This is a genomic window from Endozoicomonas sp. ALD040 (assembly GCF_049275945.1).
Lineage (GTDB): Bacteria > Pseudomonadota > Gammaproteobacteria > Pseudomonadales > Endozoicomonadaceae > Endozoicomonas_A.
In genome coordinates, this window is the sequence record NZ_CP184829.1 from 168,826 (window position 1) to 185,953 (window position 17,128).

Genomic DNA, 17,128 nt, shown 5'->3' on the forward strand with positions numbered 1-17,128 from the left:
ATTACTCCCCTGTATCTCTGCCCAACAACACTGAACCCGGCTGTTCTTCCAACAACTCTGCCAGCTCCCTGACAGCATCTGCCGAGCGACTGATATCCTTACTGCTGCGATCCAATTGATACATCAGAGGCGAGTCAGGTGCCAGGGTATCACTCAGTTCCATTGTCGTTTGCTCCAGTGCTTTCAGGGCAGCTTCTACAGAGGATAATACCTCGCTTACCCGACCAAGCGTTTTTGGCAGTTCTCTCTCAATAGCCTGAGACATCTGGTTCATGCTATCAGCCATAGGGACAAATTCATCCCTGATGTCTGACATGCTTTTAGCCATATCCTCTGACATAGCCCCAAACTGTGAAAAAGCCTTATTGAGTTTTGTCGGCATCTGCTGAAATGCCTGACTGCTACTGATGGTATTCAGGTTGTGGGCAATACTTTTCAAGTCTGCTATAAGCGCAGGCAGGTTCATTTCGTCCAGATCTTGAGTAATGGTTTCAAAATCAGTGGGCACCGTCGGGAGCTGAGGGTATTGTGTAGAGACAGGAATCGTTCGCGCACTGGTTTTGTAGAAGTCCACTTCGACGTACAACAATCCTGTGAGAAGACTCTGGGTTTTGAGCTTGGCTGCCAGTCCCCGGAACACCAGTTGCTTCATGATATCTTCAGGAACTTTTCCTCCCTTACCAATAACCATGTCCGGATAGATATCGATAATCACCGTATTTAATAACTCTTCCTTGTCCACATACAGCTGGGTGCGGATATCCGTGACTTCACCAATTTTGACCCCTCGCAGCGTAACAGGAGCTCCAATATTCAGACCCATAACACTACTGTCGTAGATCAGCTCATAACGCTCTTTGCTGTGACTGGAGTAACTGCCCTGGCCTACAAACATGGCAAGACCCACTGCCAGTCCGATCATGGTAATCACGAACAGACCGGCAAAAATGGAGTACCTTTTTTTATTCATCGTCCTCTTTCCCCGGAAGACCGCTGAAAGCTCTTCTCAGAAGCCCGCTGATGGCTCTGCCCTCGGGACAGAAAGTCTCTGACCAGGGGCTGAGAGCTGTGATTCAGCATATAGGACGGAGCCCCCGTATCCAGCTGTGTTTTAGTCTGCGCATCGAGAAATACGCCATTGGAGCCTATGGCAAAAATACTTTCCAGTTCATGGGTTACGATCACAATCGTTACTCCCAGTGACTGACTGAGCTGAAGAATCAGATCGTCCAGCCGCCTGGCACTGAGAGGATCAAGACCGGCTGACGGCTCGTCGAAAAACAGCACGTCAGGGTCCAGAGCCATAGCCCTGGCCAGACCGGCACGCTTGGCCATACCACCACTGATTTGTGACGGATAATAGTTTTCATAGCCTGCCAACCCGACCAGAGCCAGCTTGTAACGCACCAGATCGAATACCTCTGCCGGTTTCATCCGGGTATATTGGGTGAGAGGAAAACCGACATTTTCTGCCAAAGTCATGGCACTGAACAGGGCTCCACTCTGATAAGTGACTCCCCACCGCTTCCGCATTTCCAGCTGCTGGTTGTCTGTGGCAGAAAAATAGTCCCGCCCCTCATAGGCAATGGTTCCGGCGGCTGGCTGATAGAGTCCGATCATATGCTTGAGCAAAGTGCTTTTACCACAACCACTACCTCCCATGATCACAAACACATCGCCTTTGTGAACCTTAAAGGTCAGGTCCTGCTGTATAAGGTTGCTGCCGTATTTCATAGTCAGCTGGCTGACTTCTATTGCTGCGCTTTTTCTATCCGTAGCTTGGGGACCTGGCTGCTCCATTATCAAATACCCATCTGGAAATAGAGAATATTCAGACCTGCATCCGCGACCACCAGATAGACAATAGCAGTAACCACCGCCGTAGTGGTTGCCTTACCCACTGCCGCAGAAGAGCGGCCACAGGCCAGTCCGGCCTGACACCCGGCAAAACTGATCAAAATAGCGAACACCAGACTTTTAAATAAGCCTGTCATCACATCGGCCATGGCGAAGGAACCGGAAAGCTGATGAAAATACTGGGTGAAGGTGATGTCCATACTGAGAGCCACAGCCGAGCCTCCCAGCATTCCCAATACATCGCTATAAAGCGTCAACAATGGCATGGCCACAATAAGGGCCAGCATTCTCGGAAGCACCAGATAATCAACGGTCTTGATGCCCAGCGTGGTAAGAGCATCAACCTCTTCATTGACCTGCATGGTACCCAGCTGTGCGGCGTAGGCAGCGCCTGTTCTACCGGCCATGATGATAGCGGTCATCAAAGCCCCCATTTCCCGCACCATACCAATACCCACCAGATCAGCCACGTAAACTTCAGCACCAAACTGTCGTAACTGGACTGTCCCCAGGTAGGCCAGAATCATGCCTACCAGAAAGCTCAGTAAGGTCACGATGGGTAATGCCGCTGGCCCGGTCTGATGCAAAAACTGAAAAAAGTCACCAGGTCTGACATCGCTGCGCAACCTGAACATTCTGATTATTCCGAGCGTGATATCGCCCAAAAAAAGAACAACATTTTCCAGCCACTGAAACACTCCTTTCGTCAGGAATTGCAGTGACTGCAGTGAAAAAAAAGTCTTTTTAGTCGAAACGTTTTCCACAGGAACTGCGATGGCCAACTGATGAAGGTTCTGGACATCTTCCGGCAACCCGGAGAGTAACAACTTTATATTATTACTATCACAGTGTCGTTGAAGCTTGAGCAACCAGGCACAAAACAGCGAATCCCATTGAAAGGAAGCGTCGGTCAGGAGATCAAGCGTCTGGAGGTCCCCTGAAATCAGTTCAGAAAATAACTGCACAGCATCAGGTAACGCCTGATACCGGTCCCAACTACCGGACAGGATCGCACTCATGTGTTCTGGATTAACGTTATGCGCTATCTTGAAACCGGGTGATGCCATCGACTCTGGAAGCACTGAAAAAATGAGCCACAAGCATATAGACAAAAATGAACCGGGTAAATATGCCTGTGGCAGGCTTTACCCAGCCCATCAGCTCATTCAGCAACAGTTCGGGTCCGCTCAAAATTATTAATTCATTGACGTACAAAACAGCATCTCGCACTCACGTTCTGCGAGGATGTCAATCAGTCCAATGATAATCAGGGTGTTACATAAACAGCTTGACGATACCGTCCTGAAGCCTGTCAATTTCAGCAGAGGAAACGGGAGCTACAAAAATAGTGTCGTCGCCCGCTACACACCCCAGGATACCATCGGAGCGGCCGACGGAATCCAACAGCCGTGCGATCATCTGGGCAGCCCCCGGACTGGTTTTGATCACGATCAACATGCCGTTGTTAGCTACGTCTTCCACCAGATCTCTGACGGCAATATTGGAATCCATTTTCCCCAGTTCCGGGGGCAGACAATACACTTGTTCATTGCGGGCATTGCGAACACGAACAGCACCGTGGCGACAAAGTAACCGGGAAACTTTTGACTGACTGATATTATCAAAGCCCTGACTCTGAAGTTGCTCAACGATCTGGCTTTGGGACCCGCAGCGCTCTTCTTTAAGCAGCTGTCTGAAAGCCTTAATGAGTTCTTCCTGTTTTTGACTGGCCATAACCTTTGTTCATTGCTCCTGAATTCCCAGGCAGTAGTGACCAGAATCCCTGGCCTCTTCTGGATAAAAAAGCACCAATTATGAATAAGTATTCTAAAAATACTTGATTTTATCCATATTCATATAAGAGAATCTATTTTTGTGTGAACCAGTCGTCTGTTCGGCCTATGCTTTTCTGGTAAGAAAGGGTCAAGCTCAACGGACTCCGTCAGCCCTGAAGCCTGCCCATACGATAAAATCGGGACAGGCTTTTTTGTGCAAGCACCACAAACACCTTGTAATGGGCAGTACTCTCACACAGTCATGAGCACAAAAAAACCCGCTGCATCTCGTACCCGGCAAAGCGGGAATTCTCACAAAATGGCAGATGAAAGGCAATGGGCATAGTCGTAGAGGGCCTCAGCAAAGCATTTGGCTCCACACAGGTTCTTAAAGATATCAGTTTTAATATTCCCCGGGGTGAAACCACCGTTCTTCTGGGGGCCAGCGGTGCAGGTAAAAGCACCCTGCTGCGCATGCTCAACCTGCTGGAAACACCCGACCAGGGCACCATGAAAATCGCTGATATGGCGTTTAATTTCAACAATGGCCATAACAGCAGGCACCTGAACAAACAGGCTTGCGCCCTGAGACGCAGGGTAGGCATGGTATTTCAACAATACAATCTCTGGCCACATATGACCGTGCTTGGCAATCTGATTGAGGCTCCGGTCGTACAGGGTATGCCCAAAGAACAAGCCACCACCAAAGCCAGAGAACTGCTCGAGCGTGTTGGCCTGTCTGAAAAAGCCCACGCCTGGCCTTCTTCGCTGTCGGGTGGCCAGCAGCAACGGGTAGCTATTGCCCGCTCCCTGATGCTGTCGCCAGACGTTCTTTTATTCGATGAGCCCACTGCTGCTCTTGATCCGGCTATCACCAATCAGGTGGTAGAAGTGATCAGGGAGCTGAGCCAATCCGGTATCACCCAGGTAGTTGTCACTCACGAAGTCGAATTTGCGCGAAAAATTGCCAGCAAGGTGATTTATCTTGAAGATGGTCATATTGTTGAAGATGGATCATCCGATCACTTTGCTCACCCCCGGACAGAGGCTTTTCGCAGCTATCTGGAACATTGACCCACCGGAGACAGTGTCTCCGACCATTGCAGCCAGGTGCTGATGCAGATAAACACTCCTTTCGTCCTGAGCTTTTTGAAGGATGGTGTCACCGCGCTTCAACAAGTCTGCTGTTTATGGAATGGAGCCTTACGCCTGACTGCACTGGCTTGTTTATAGACTTTCATGATTTCTGGAGTATCAAAAAATGAAAAAGATGTTCGCTTCCCTGCTGGCGACCAGTGCTTTGACTGTTGCCACGCTCATTGGCGCTCAATTCACTCAGGCTCAGGCTGTCGAGACTATTCGCTTTGCCACAGAAGCCACTTATCCTCCTTTTGAGTTTGTGGGTAAAGACAATCAACTGGAAGGGTTTGATATTGATCTGGCCAAAGCCATCTGTAACGAACTGAAAGCAGAGTGTACGTTCAGCAATCAGTCCTTTGACAGCCTTATTCCCAGTCTGAAGTTCCGCCGTTTTGACGCAGTGATTTCAGGGATGGACATTACTCCAGACCGTCTCAAGCAAGTCGACTTCAGTGGCCCTTATTATGAGAACTCGGCCATCTTTGTCACCGACAAAAACAAGGGATTAACGTCTATTGAAGCGCTCAAGGGTCACTCTGTGGGTGTTCAGAACGGCTCAACCCATCAACAGTATCTGATCGAAAAGCTGGAGAGTCAGGGTGTTAAGGTCCGTCCTTATGACACATTCCAGAATGCTTTCCTGGATATGACCAGTGGCCGGGTTGATGCGGTCTTCGCCGATACTGCGGTTGCCAGAGAATGGATGAAAGAAAGAGGCGAAGGTCTCTATGCCCAGGCAGGCCCGGAGGTGAAAGATGCAGATTATTTTGGCATCGGCTACGGGATTGCAGTCAGAAAACAGGACAAACTGAAGGAAGAAATTGATTCTGCCCTGAAAAAACTTAAAGAAAACGGCACTTACCAAAAAATCTACGACAAATACTTTAACAAAGCCTGAACTGCATCCTGCCCAGTTGCAGTCTCTTTATTAACTGACAGACCCATGTACCCATGCTTGATCTCTTCTTCAATGCAACTCTGATGACTCTGGGACTGGCGCTTTCTTCCCTGCTTCTGGGCCTGATACTCGCGGCCCTGCTGGCTTTGGGTGAACTGAGCCGTTTCCGGTTGCTTAGATACCTGACCGTTTCATGGGTCACTCTTATCAGAGGAATGCCCGAGATTCTGGTGGTCTTCTTTATCTATTTCGGTGCGGCTCACCTGCTCTTTCTGCTTACCGATGAATTTATCGAGATCAGTCCTTTCACAGCCGGTACCGTTGCCCTGTCGCTGATCTTTTCAGCCTATGCCAGCCAGACTCTGCGGGGTGCTTTCATGGCCGTTCCCAGGGGGCAGTCGGAAGCGGCCAAAGCTCTGGGTATCAGCTCTGTCCGCTGTTTTTATCGAGTGATACTGCCCCAGGCCTGGCGCCACGCACTACCCGGGCTGGGCAATCAGTGGCTGGTGCTTCTGAAAGATACGGCACTGGTCGCCCTGATAGGCGTGACGGACCTGCTACGTCAGGCACAACTGGTTTCATCCCAGACTTATGAACCTTTTACCTGGTACGCAACAGCTGGTGCCATCTATCTGCTGATCACCCTGATCAGTCAACATTGCCTGAACAAGATGAAACAGAAAACCAGTCAACATATCAGGACGGTGAACGTATAATGCCGGAATCCTTGTATGAATACCTGCCCCTCCTATCAAGAGGTCTTCAGACCACCCTGGAGTTGACCTTAGTCAGCTTGCTGGCTGGTCTGGTCATGGCCTTGCTTTTTACCCTGATCCTTTCCTTGCGTTTTAAACCTCTGGTCTGGCTGGTTCGCCTGCAAATCCTGATGTTTACAGGCACCCCCCTGCTGGTGCAGATTTTTCTGATTTATTATGGTCCGGCTCAGTTTCCGATCCTACAGGAAACAGTATTCTGGTCATTGCTCAGCGAACCCTGGTTCTGTGCCATGCTGGCTCTGGCCCTGAATAGCGCGGCTTATTCCACTCAACTATTCAAGGGTTCTATTGATGCGGTCTCTGCCGGTGAGTGGGAAGCGGCTATGGCGCTGGGTATGACGCGCCAGCAGGCTTTGACCCGGATCGTTCTGCCCCACGCGATTCGCAGGGCATTGCCAGCCTATGGCAATGAAATGATTCTGGTTATGAAAGGAACCTCACTGGCCAGTACCATTACCTTAATGGACCTCATGGGTTATGCCGCTCGCCTGAATGCCCAAACATACGACACCCTTACAGTTTTCTCACTGGCGGGTCTTATCTACCTGACTCTGACTGGAATCCTGACACTGATAATAAGGTGGATAGAGCGCAGGGCCCTGGCATTTTCCCGCTAAATCGTAAAGGTTTTGCCGCCTGTCAGGGGCGGCAGACAACCTCATCAGGAATATACATTGCAATGTCTACTCCGGCCTCCCAAAATCCTGTCAGCCACTCTGTCATTAATACTATTATTTTCAGGCATTCAGGCATTCAGGCTGAAGGTACTGCCCAACCCTGCCGACAGTTCTCCCTGAATGGATATGGACGCGATCAGAGCAAAACCATGCAGAACTGCCTGAACGACATAAAAGCAAAAGCCAGCGTTTTTTATCAGCAGCAGGACCCTTACCACAACCTGAGGCATGGAGAACGAGTGGTAAAATACGCCCTGAAGATCAATCAGTATGAATCGGGTAATTCCTTTCTTGTTGAAGCGGGTGCCTGGCTCCATCAATATCATGACCATCTGGAGCAACTCGATAAACTTTTGAAAGAAACCGGATTGAATCCCGTCGTTCAATCTCAGCTGTACGAGATTGTCAGGCTGTGCCGTCCTCATCTGATTTCCGGGCGTTCCCCCTTAGAGGCGAAAATTGTCTTTGATGCCGATGCCATGGACCTAATGGGAGCCCGGGGCATAGCCCGCGAACTGGCCTGTAACCTTGAAGTCAGAAAATTCCCCTGCGATCAGGCGTTGATGCAAACCCGAAGAGTACAGAACCTTTTTGAAGAAAAACTGATGACCGAAACAGGTCGATCCATGGCTCAAAATGATATCAGAATGGCTCGCCTTTTCTGGCGTAGCTTTGATGAGTCCGAGCGGCCCTTATGAATCAGAGCAGCTAAAAACAGCTATGTTGACTTCATATTCTGTACCAGTAACCTTGCCGCTACATCGCACATGCTATTGATGGAGGCCTTATCCAGATAAACCCCATCAATTAATAAACGACTTAAACCGTGCAAACTGCCCCAGGATACCTGGGCTACCCGCAGGGCATCCTGATCCTGACTGAAGCTGTCACCCGGTAAGTATTTTTTGACAAAGTCAGCATAACGCTGAAAAGCTTCAAATGAGATTTTACTGAGTTCATCAGTGGCTTGCCCATTCTTCCAGATAGGTCGGCCAAACATCAGGTCATACTGTTCGGCATGATTCTGGGCAAAATCGATGTAAGCATAGGAAAACTCACGAAACCAGGTTTCAAGATCGTCGGGGACTTCTGTCAGCCTGCTTCCCAGTTCCTGGTACCAGTGATTGAACCCTTGCTCTGCGATGGCACATAAAAGTTCATTCTTATCTTTGAAATGATGATAGGCTGCGGTTCTCGAGACACCAACAGCATCAGCCAACCCACGCATAGAGAGCTTCTCAACGCCGGACCCGGCGATCATCCGGGTTGCCTCATTAATCAGGCTTTGTCGTAAGTCTCCATGATGGTAATTCTTCTTGGCTGACATATTTTTACTCAAAGACAGTGCTCTGTTTCAGAAAATGAATACTCAATCTTGACAGTGTCAACATACAGTCTTATCTTGACGCTGTCCAGATAAGATAATTACAAATGTCCCTTAAAAAACCTGATGAGGATCTGTCGATGACCATCTCCCCACACAGCTCTGAGCCCCATAAGCTCTACCCTCACCTGCTGGAACCACTGGATCTGGGCTTCACACAGTTGAAAAACCGGGTGCTGATGGGCTCCATGCACACTAACCTGGAAGAGCATCCCGGTGGCTACGAGCGGCTGGCCGCTTACTTTGGTGAGCGCGCAAAAGGTGGCGTCGGTCTGATGGTGACCGGCGGCATTGCGCCCAACTGGGAATCCGGCGGCTTGCCCAACGCAGCCCAGATTACAACAGAAGAAGAGATTGCCGGTCACAGCCTGGTCACCCGGGCCGTACACAACGAAGGCGGCAAGATCTGTATGCAGATTTTGCACACCGGTCGCTATGCCTACCACCCTAAAGCCATTGCTCCCAGTGCCCTGCAAGCACCGATTGCGCCTTTTCCTCCCAAAGAGCTGACGCCCGAAGAGATTGACAGCCAGATTGAAGACTTTGTGCAATGTAGCCTGAATGCCCGGAAAGCGGGCTATGATGGTGTTGAAATCATGGGTTCGGAAGGTTATTTCATCAACCAGTTTATCGTCGCTAAAACCAACCACCGTGATGATGACTGGGGTGGACGTTACGAAAACCGCATTCGACTGCCCATTGAAGTCATTCGTCGTGTAAGAGAAAAGACCGGCAAAGACTTTATTATTATTTATCGTCTCTCCATGCTCGACCTGGTTGAAGGCGGCAGCAGCTGGGATGAGATTGTAGAGCTTGGCAAAGAGATCGAAAAAGCGGGTGCGACCATTATCAACACCGGTATTGGCTGGCACGAGGCTCGCATTCCCACCATTGCAACCATGGTCCCCCGTGCTGCTTTCACTTGGGTCACTGCAAAAATCAGAAAAGAGTTAAGCGTTCCTGTTATTACCTCCAACCGTATTAACATGCCAGAAGTGGCTGAAACGGTTCTGGCCAGAGGCGATGCCGACATGGTTTCCATGGCTCGCCCTTTGCTGGCTGACCCAGAGTGGGTTAAAAAAGCTGAAGAGGGCCGTGCTGATGAAATCAACACCTGTATCGCCTGCAATCAGGCCTGTCTGGACCATGCTTTTGAATTGAAACTGGTCAGCTGCCTTGTTAACCCCAGAGCCTGTCATGAGACCGAATTAAACTATCTGCCTACTGACAAGCCGAAAAAGCTTGCGGTGGTGGGTGCTGGTCCCGCCGGCCTCTCTTTTGCGACAACTGCCGCATACAGAGGCCATGATGTCACCCTGTTTGAGGCTGCTGACAAAATCGGTGGCCAGTTCAATATTGCCAAACAGGTACCGGGCAAGGAAGAGTTCCATGAAACACTTCGATACTTCCAGCGTCAGTTAGAGCTCACCGGTGTAAATCTGAAACTGAACACCCGGGTTTCTGCCAGTGAACTGGAAAACAGCGATTTTGATGAAATCATCGTAGCGACTGGCGTTACACCACGTACACCCGATATTGAAGGATTGGATCACCCCAAAGTTCTGACCTACCTGGATGTCTTCAGGGGTGCAAAAGTCGGTAAAACCGTAGCAGTGATCGGTGCTGGCGGAATTGGTTTCGATTTGAGTGAATTTATTACCCAGAAAGGGCCTTCACACAGCCTGGATGTCGAAGCCTTCATGAAAGACTGGGGGGTTGATATGAGTCTCAGCAACAGGGGTGGTCTGGCTGCTTCCGGCTCCCGGGAAGAAGAAAGTTCACGGGAGGTTTACCTGCTTCAGCGCAAAAAGACGAAGCCGGGAGCCACCCTGGGTAAAACCACCGGATGGATTCACCGAACCGAAATGGTCAAGCGTGGCGTGAAAATGGTGCCTTCCTGTGAATACCACAAGGTAGACGATAGTGGTCTTCATGTCTCCATTGATGGTGAGCCAAAGGTTCTGGATGTGGATAACGTAGTCATCTGTGCAGGTCAATTACCTCTCAGAGAGCTGGCTGATACTATCATCAGCAAGCCTGTTCACCTTATCGGTGGTGCCGACGTTGCCGCCGAACTGGATGCCAAGAGAGCCATTAACCAGGGGGCTCGCCTTGCCGCAGAAATCTGATCCGGTTATGTGCGGATAGACTCACACTCTGTTGACCTGAGGTTGCCCTGAGCATGTCGAAAGCTGCGACTAGCCCGGGGCGATCGTAATAAATAAAAGAAAAAAAATAATAAAGAAAAATAATAAAAGGAAAATAATAAAGGGACACCCAAAAAAATAAAAGGACACCCAAATAAACAAAAAATAAAAGGACACCCAATAGAAAAATAAAAGGACACCCAAAAAAATAAAAGAAAAATAAAAGGACACCCAAAAATAAGAAAAATAAAAAAATAAAAAAATAAAAGGAAAGAAAAATAAAAGGACACCCATAAAAAAGAATAAAAAGACCCCCTTATATTTGACAAACAAACCAGCTTGTCTACTTTTTTCTTGTTGCTGATTTTTAAAATAAAAGGACACCCAAAAAATAATAAAGGGACACCCAACAAAAAATAAAGAAAGAAAAATAAAAGGACACCCAAAGAAAAATAATAAAGGAACACCCAAAAATAAGAAAAATATAAAGAAATAAAAGGACACCCATAAAAAAATAAAAGGACACCCATAAAAAAGAATAAAAAGACCCCCTTATATTTGACAAACAAACCAGCTTGTCTACTTTTTTGTTGTTGCTGATTTTTAGTTCCGGCAGGAGAGATTATGACCCGTGCGCGAAGTTCTCTGATCGACCCAGGTTCCACACCTTATTATCACTGTATAGCTCGGTGCGTACGCAGAGCATATTTGTGTGGAGAAGATCATTTAACGGGCAAAAACTACGAGCACCGTCGGCAGTGGGTTGTAGACAAGCTCAGAGAACTGGTTTCAATCTTTTCTATAGAGGTCTGCGCCTATGCTGTCATGTCGAATCACTATCATGTGGTTTTGCATATTAATCAGATACCTGCCGGAGAGTGGACACGAGATGAAATTTTGAGTCGATGGACAAGGCTTTTCACAGGTCCGCATCTGGTTCAGAGGTATCTTGCTGCTGACCAGCTGAGTCATTCGGAACTGGCTCGCGTGGACGAATTTGTTGAAGAGTATCGAAATCGATTAACGAACATCAGCTGGTTCATGCGTTGCCTGAACGAACATCTTGCCCGTGAGGCTAACCAGGAAGATGGCTGCAGAGGTCGATTCTGGGAGGGGCGTTTTAAAAGTCAGGCGTTGTTGGATGAAGCAGCGTTGTTGACCTGCATGGCCTATGTTGACTTGAATCCGATCCGTGCCGAAATATCGGAAACACCAGAAGAATCAGACTACACGTCGATCCAGGAACGAATTGAAAAGTTGGCAGGCTCTGATACCCGAAAGCAGCCAATCACCCTTCTGCCTTTTCGATCACAAGGGCAAAACCCGGCTAAGGCATTGCCTTATATTCTTCACGATTATCTTGAGCTGGTTGACTGGAGTGGGCGTGCAGTTCGATCTGATAAGAAAGGTTCAATCCCTTCAGATATTCCACCCATTCTGACCCGACTGGAAATTGATTCAAATGAATGGCTCAAAACCATGAGATGGAATAGCCGCTTCTATCGGGCAGTGGGCAAGCTGGAAGCCATGAAAACTTTTGCTCAGGAAATGGGGCAGCATTGGGTACAGGGGATGTTCGCCTGTAGTCGTTTATTTTATGGCGTAAGTTAATTGACCAACTTTTCCGTTGTTATTAGTTTCCCCTGTCATATGGGGAGCTTTGCTATTTCTGACTTTTCTCCCTTTTGAGTGATTCGCTTTTTGTTTGTTCTGATAAACGATTAATATTTACCTTTTAGTGGCTGTCAGGGTTTGATTGTATTTTATATGGATGTCCTTTAAACATTTATTTTCGAGCTCTGAACTTTCTGGCAGGCTGTATCTGCCTCGGTGGGCTGAGATTGCGAGGGAATTATGGATAAATACATGGAAGTACTCCTTTACAATTCCAATTCATACCTTTTATTAGTCCATATTTTTCCGAAAAAGTTCAAAATTTTGATACTTAGCCCAGAGCTTGTCGAAGCCTTAGACAAGCTCTGGCACCTGGCTGCAATGGTTAAGGTAATTCTATTAGCTCCTGAAGAATCTCCTGAACGGCTTCGGTTGAATGGTCTACATAAAATTTACTTGCTTTTTGTTAATGGCAAGAATGCCAGCCTCTCCCTTTTATTAACCGCCGGGTCTCTCGTACCCGGAGCATTTGAACTTTCTAATACACATACCTACACCATCTCCAAGAGTGAACCAATGAAACCATCCGGTGCATCTGCCAACCTGTGCTATAACAAAATAGGATGTAACCAAAGCAACCACAGCAGCCGCCCCGACCCCGACCCACAGTCCGGCTTCAGAGACGGTATTTTTCCAGTTCTGGCAACTGCCTGTCAGTTCATCAAGATAAGATTCGGTTTTGTCACAAGCAGGCTGTGTAAGCGCCGAAATATGATACTGGGGGTAGATATATTGCCATTCCGAGCCAGTGACTGTACAGGGTAATGTCTCTGAACCGGTATCCTGCATGTTTTCCTGCCCCTTGAGCAAAGCAGTGCGGATGGCTTCGCGGCCAAGACACTTTTTCATTGCCTGAATATCAAGCCGTGAAGCCTTGTCGGCTTTGGTTGTAAAAATAGTGCGTTCCCACTGAAACACAGTTTCCCCTGTTGATGCATTGAGCGCACAGCCGCCCAGGCAGTCAATCGGATGATTTTTACAAACCTTTTCTCCGTTCGGGCAGGAAGCATCAAATATAATGCCATTACTGTTTCCTTCCACAATAGGGTTTGCTGCTACCAAAGCAGAAGAAAGGCTCGCAAAAAGTAGCAAAATGTTTTTGTTCAGGGGATTGAGCATGATTATTTTTTACTCCAATTTAAAAAACATAGAAATTCGCCTGCATCGCTCATACAGGCTGCTTAAAAATGGCATAAAATCAGCCATATTCAATTTGAAAAACAAATCAGTATTGGCCAGTCAGCAACAGGAGACACTGAAGCCTCCTGCTTTGTGCAGCGGCTTGTTACTTGATTCAAGGCTTACGGTACGATGGTGTATAGTTAATCTGCACGACCTGAAGTGACTCAATTTGCTTTTTAAGACTCTCCTGAACATCTTCCGGCCATTGACTTATATAGGCCCTGGTAAAGCCATCCTTTGATATCTGACTTCCGTTCATCTCTAAGAACAGTTGATTCAGATCGTAAAACACTCCCGATGGTTCCAGAACAGAAACAGAAAGCCCTATGGTATCAATCAGCGAGAAACCCGACTTTTCATCATAAAAAACATTATTGAAGTTCGGGTCTCGATGAACCGCCCTGGAAAGGGTATAAATCCCATCGAATTTCGAAACCCTGTGACGCAGGTGAAATTTCGCCAGAATTTGCCCAAGCTCGGAAAACAATGCTTCAATATCAAAACTGCTTGAGGGCCTGCGGGACTCAGCAACCCAATCCCGAAGAGAGCGCCCTTTTACGGCTTTGAACAGTGAGTGCATCCTCCCCCCGATCAATCCACTCCACTCATCAAAACCAAAAGCCACCGGCTCTTCTTCAGGCACAAAGTAGCATTCAGCCACTTTCAACATAGGGGTAATCATAAAGCCAGTTTCAGCATAACCTTTCAAAATAAACTGCTGACCGTTGATCCGTATCGTGTTCAACGAAAACACCGAAGGAGAACGAGCCAGAAAAGCTATGAACTCAGCTTCATCCGTGTTGTCAGTCGCCCACTGTAAGCCCTTGTAACGCACAGGAATTTGTTGCCATTGGCTGGCGTTGTTCCCCGGCCAACGCCAGTTGAAATAATCTTCCAGGTCAGCTTGCCAATCATCGCAGGACATTGTTGCAGCATGAATGGCTTGGGTTTTTCTTAATAGTTTCAAAGCTTCTGCGCAGTTTTTACTGGCAGTCAGAGACTGACAAAATTCACTGTCCAGTTTCGGCTTCCAGAGTTCAAAGGGTTGGATACTACAGGATTCATCATCCCCGGTTATTGGCGAGTGCGGTGTCTCGGGCCATGCAAAATAAGCAGCTGCAGACGCAAACAGCACGGCCAAAGGGAACCGATAACCTCCACGACTCCATGGCTCTGTCGGACAACTTTCCAAAGAAAAAGAATATGTGGACTGCATTAACAGCAGGAGGGTCAGCATAATAAAAAATAACGGCCCAAAGGCTAAGCGGTTTCGCGGCATAACATGTTCCTGAATCAGATATTGGTTATTCTATGACCGTAATTACTCCAGAGAGTTCAACACCCATCGAACATCGTTCGATGATTCAGATTCATGCTGCCAGCCTGATTACGGTTCTATATTTAGTCCAGACCGGTAAAAAAGACGCCCTTTAACCCACTTTTTGGCCTGGGTAGCAAGCTCAGGGCAAACGTCTCGTTGCAAGATTTAAAGTGACTCTATTTCCTGCTTGAGATTCTCCTGAGCTTCTTCTGGCCACTGACCTACATAGGCACTGATAAAGCTACCCTTTGATATTCTGTGTTTGTCCATATTCTTGAACAGCATAATAAGGTCATTATGCACTTTAGACGGTTCCAAAACTGAAACAGAAAGCCCGATGGTATCAATCAGAGAGAAGCCCGACTCTTCATCATAAAAAACATTCTGGAAATTCAGGTCATGATGAACGGCTCTGGAAAGGGTATAAATTCCATCCAAATCCGAATCTCTGTGACGCAGGTGAAATTTCGCCAGAATTTGCCCAAACTCCGAGAACAAGGCACCAAGGTCAACCTTACTTGAAGGTTTACGGGACTCATCCAGCCAATCATGGAGTGAGCGCCCTTTCACGGCTTTGAACAGGGAGTGCATACGCCCCGCGACCCATCCGCTCCACTCATCAAAACCAAAAGCCACGGGCTCTTCTTCTGGCACAAAGTAGCATTCTGCCACTTTCAACATGGGGGTAATCATAAAGCCAGTGTCCGCATAGCCCTTCAAAATAAACGGCTGACCGTTGATCTCGATCCTGTCCAACGAAAACACCGAAGGAGAACGAGCCAGAAGAGCTATGAACTCAGCTTCATCCATGGTGTCAGTCACCCACTGTAACCCTCTGTGATGCACAGGATTTTGTTGCCATTGGCTGGCGTTGTTCCCCGGCCAGCGCCAGTTGAAATAGTCTTCCAGATCAGCTTGCCAATCATCGCAGGACATTGTTGCAGGTTGCATGGCTTGCGTTTTTCTTAATAGTTTCAAAGCTTCTGTGCAGTTTTTACTGGCAATCAGAGACTGACAAAATTCACGGTCCAGTTTTGGCTTCCAGAGTTCAAAGGGCTGGATAGTACAGGATTCATCTTCCCCGGATTCTGGCGAGTGTGGTGTCTCGGGCGATGCAAAATAGTTAGCTGCAGACGCAAACAGGACGGCCAAAGAGAACCGATGCCCTCCAGAGCGACGGCATGGCTCTGTATGATAACTTTCTGAAGAAAATGAAGGTGCCGTCTGCATTAAGAACAGTGAGGTCAGCAGAATAGAAAGTAACTGCCCACAGGCAAAGCGGTTTGACGGCATAAAGTACTCCTGAATCAGATCCTGATCATTCTATGACCGTGATAACTCCAGAGAGTTCAACGGCCATCGAACATCATTCAACGATTCAGATTCATGCTGCCAGCCTGAGTAAGATTATTTGGTGAATCCTGATCGGCAAAGAAGAGGCTCACTAATCCACGTTGACGCTTTGGTTTCTTAATAACACTGCTGTTATCAGGTCTAACTAGTAAGTACCTAACCAGTTGGTTTCGCATATTCTGGACGGCGGCTTTTTCCATCCTTCTGCGTTCCAACTCTGGTTGCGTAGCTATGGCTACGCGTCCGTCGTTGCGCCTTGAAGGATGAAAAAATCCACTTGCCAGAATATGCGAAACCAACTGGCCAGGTACTTAAGGAACTATTTTTTTTAATACGCGTCAAAAGTAGTAATTATTTATAAAAAATCATGTGGGGTATACGAATGATAGGTGCTTGCAAAGAAAAAACTTTGAGCTTTTCTAACTCTACTGATCACATGTCAGAAAATACTGGTGCAAAAAAAACTGTTTATTTATGTAAAGAGTTCAATGAAGAAGGAAAACTTTTAGCCAGAAATAATAAAATACCACTTCTGAAAAGAAAATGTTCGCTGGTAAAAAAAATAGCTGGCAATTGCATATCTATTTTTGATAGATCCGTTTCCAGAGTCTGCGGGTCTATTGAACTGGCATTCAGTGAATGTAAAGATATGATTCATTTTAAATATATTATTAGACCTGTATATAAATGCTTGCCTTCAAGAGTAGGACGCCCGATTGCCACAATCGCAACATTTTTTTTAGCTGATTGCCTATTTCATAAGCCCCCCGCATATTTAATGCAATATATGAACAAAGGACAAATAAAACCTGATTATACTGACCTTTATTCAAACATGTGCTGGACAGCTCTTGGTTGCATGGTGGCATACTCTAAATATAAAAATCACCGACCCAATTCAGATACAAATTAGTAATTTTTACTTTTGAAAGCTTTTGAGAGTG

The 17,128-nt window shown here is 47.4% G+C and carries 17 protein-coding genes; 8 read left to right on the forward strand and 9 right to left on the reverse strand.

Annotated elements, in window-relative coordinates; all coding sequences use genetic code 11:
• Position 1: 1 nt before the first annotated feature.
• From ACOJUN_RS00390 to argR, 5 genes are read right to left on the reverse strand one after another with little or no spacing between them, the layout of a single operon-like run.
• Positions 2 to 970: an MlaD family protein gene (locus tag ACOJUN_RS00390; protein WP_422134716.1), complete on the reverse strand. Its 969-nt coding sequence runs from the start codon at positions 968 to 970 to the stop codon at positions 2 to 4.
• Complete coding sequence (locus ACOJUN_RS00395; RefSeq protein ID WP_422134717.1) at positions 967 to 1,800, reverse strand: ABC transporter ATP-binding protein; 834 nt, start codon at positions 1,798 to 1,800, stop codon at positions 967 to 969. Before ACOJUN_RS00395 ends, ACOJUN_RS00390 begins: the two co-directional genes overlap by 4 nt.
• A 2-nt stretch (positions 1,801 to 1,802) precedes the next feature.
• Positions 1,803 to 2,924 carry an ABC transporter permease gene (locus tag ACOJUN_RS00400; RefSeq protein WP_422134718.1) on the reverse strand — a complete coding sequence of 374 codons (1,122 nt, stop codon included), beginning with the start codon at positions 2,922 to 2,924 and terminating at the stop codon, positions 1,803 to 1,805.
• A complete protein-coding gene (locus tag ACOJUN_RS00405) occupies positions 2,893 to 3,087 on the reverse strand; it encodes a hypothetical protein (protein WP_422134719.1) in 195 nt (64 codons plus the stop codon). Before ACOJUN_RS00405 ends, ACOJUN_RS00400 begins: the two co-directional genes overlap by 32 nt.
• Before the next feature lie 45 nt (positions 3,088 to 3,132).
• Positions 3,133 to 3,591, reverse strand: a complete 459-nt coding sequence (gene argR / locus ACOJUN_RS00410) for a transcriptional regulator ArgR (protein WP_422134720.1) — start codon at positions 3,589 to 3,591, stop codon at positions 3,133 to 3,135.
• Between the two features lie 377 nt (positions 3,592 to 3,968).
• Here argR and ACOJUN_RS00415 point away from each other — a divergent pair, with 377 nt between their 5' ends.
• The 5 genes from ACOJUN_RS00415 (at position 3,969) to ACOJUN_RS00435 (ending at position 7,821) form a co-directional block, all read left to right on the forward strand.
• On the forward strand, positions 3,969 to 4,706 hold the full coding sequence (locus tag ACOJUN_RS00415) for an ATP-binding cassette domain-containing protein (RefSeq protein ID WP_422134721.1): 738 nt from the start codon (positions 3,969 to 3,971) through the stop codon (positions 4,704 to 4,706).
• A gap of 187 nt (positions 4,707 to 4,893) precedes the next feature.
• On the forward strand, positions 4,894 to 5,670 hold the full coding sequence (locus tag ACOJUN_RS00420) for a lysine/arginine/ornithine ABC transporter substrate-binding protein (RefSeq protein ID WP_422134722.1): 777 nt from the start codon (positions 4,894 to 4,896) through the stop codon (positions 5,668 to 5,670).
• Positions 5,671 to 5,723: 53 nt separating this feature from the next.
• Positions 5,724 to 6,386, forward strand: coding sequence for an arginine ABC transporter permease ArtQ (gene artQ, locus ACOJUN_RS00425; protein ID WP_422134723.1), 663 nt, complete (start codon positions 5,724 to 5,726; stop codon positions 6,384 to 6,386).
• The gene (gene artM / locus ACOJUN_RS00430; RefSeq protein WP_422134724.1) at positions 6,386 to 7,063 is read left to right on the forward strand and encodes an arginine ABC transporter permease ArtM; all 678 of its coding nucleotides are present in this window, start codon (positions 6,386 to 6,388) and stop codon (positions 7,061 to 7,063) included. Before artQ ends, artM begins: the two co-directional genes overlap by 1 nt.
• A 62-nt stretch (positions 7,064 to 7,125) precedes the next feature.
• On the forward strand, positions 7,126 to 7,821 hold the full coding sequence (locus tag ACOJUN_RS00435; RefSeq protein ID WP_422134725.1) for an HD domain-containing protein: 696 nt from the start codon (positions 7,126 to 7,128) through the stop codon (positions 7,819 to 7,821).
• Positions 7,822 to 7,841: 20 nt separating this feature from the next.
• On the opposite strand, the gene ACOJUN_RS00440 is transcribed toward ACOJUN_RS00435, so the two are convergent.
• Positions 7,842 to 8,450: a TetR/AcrR family transcriptional regulator gene (locus ACOJUN_RS00440; protein ID WP_422134726.1), complete on the reverse strand. Its 609-nt coding sequence runs from the start codon at positions 8,448 to 8,450 to the stop codon at positions 7,842 to 7,844.
• Positions 8,451 to 8,587: 137 nt separating this feature from the next.
• Here ACOJUN_RS00440 and ACOJUN_RS00445 point away from each other — a divergent pair, with 137 nt between their 5' ends.
• A complete protein-coding gene (locus ACOJUN_RS00445) occupies positions 8,588 to 10,636 on the forward strand; it encodes an FAD-dependent oxidoreductase (protein ID WP_422137130.1) in 2,049 nt (682 codons plus the stop codon).
• Between the two features lie 726 nt (positions 10,637 to 11,362).
• Positions 11,363 to 12,265 carry a transposase gene (locus ACOJUN_RS00450; protein ID WP_422134727.1) on the forward strand — a complete coding sequence of 301 codons (903 nt, stop codon included), beginning with the start codon at positions 11,363 to 11,365 and terminating at the stop codon, positions 12,263 to 12,265.
• A 501-nt stretch (positions 12,266 to 12,766) separates the two neighbouring features.
• Here ACOJUN_RS00450 and ACOJUN_RS00455 read toward each other — a convergent pair.
• The 3 genes from ACOJUN_RS00455 to ACOJUN_RS00465 form a co-directional block, all read right to left on the reverse strand.
• Positions 12,767 to 13,447, reverse strand: a complete 681-nt coding sequence (locus tag ACOJUN_RS00455) for a hypothetical protein (RefSeq protein ID WP_422134728.1) — start codon at positions 13,445 to 13,447, stop codon at positions 12,767 to 12,769.
• A gap of 175 nt (positions 13,448 to 13,622) precedes the next feature.
• Complete coding sequence (locus ACOJUN_RS00460; protein ID WP_422134729.1) at positions 13,623 to 14,651, reverse strand: hypothetical protein; 1,029 nt, start codon at positions 14,649 to 14,651, stop codon at positions 13,623 to 13,625.
• A 345-nt stretch (positions 14,652 to 14,996) separates the two neighbouring features.
• On the reverse strand, positions 14,997 to 16,124 hold the full coding sequence (locus tag ACOJUN_RS00465) for a hypothetical protein (RefSeq protein ID WP_422134730.1): 1,128 nt from the start codon (positions 16,122 to 16,124) through the stop codon (positions 14,997 to 14,999).
• Positions 16,125 to 16,566: 442 nt separating this feature from the next.
• Between ACOJUN_RS00465 and ACOJUN_RS00470 the strand changes: the two genes are divergently transcribed.
• On the forward strand, positions 16,567 to 17,097 hold the full coding sequence (locus tag ACOJUN_RS00470; RefSeq protein WP_422134731.1) for a hypothetical protein: 531 nt from the start codon (positions 16,567 to 16,569) through the stop codon (positions 17,095 to 17,097).
• Positions 17,098 to 17,128: the final 31 nt, after the last annotated feature.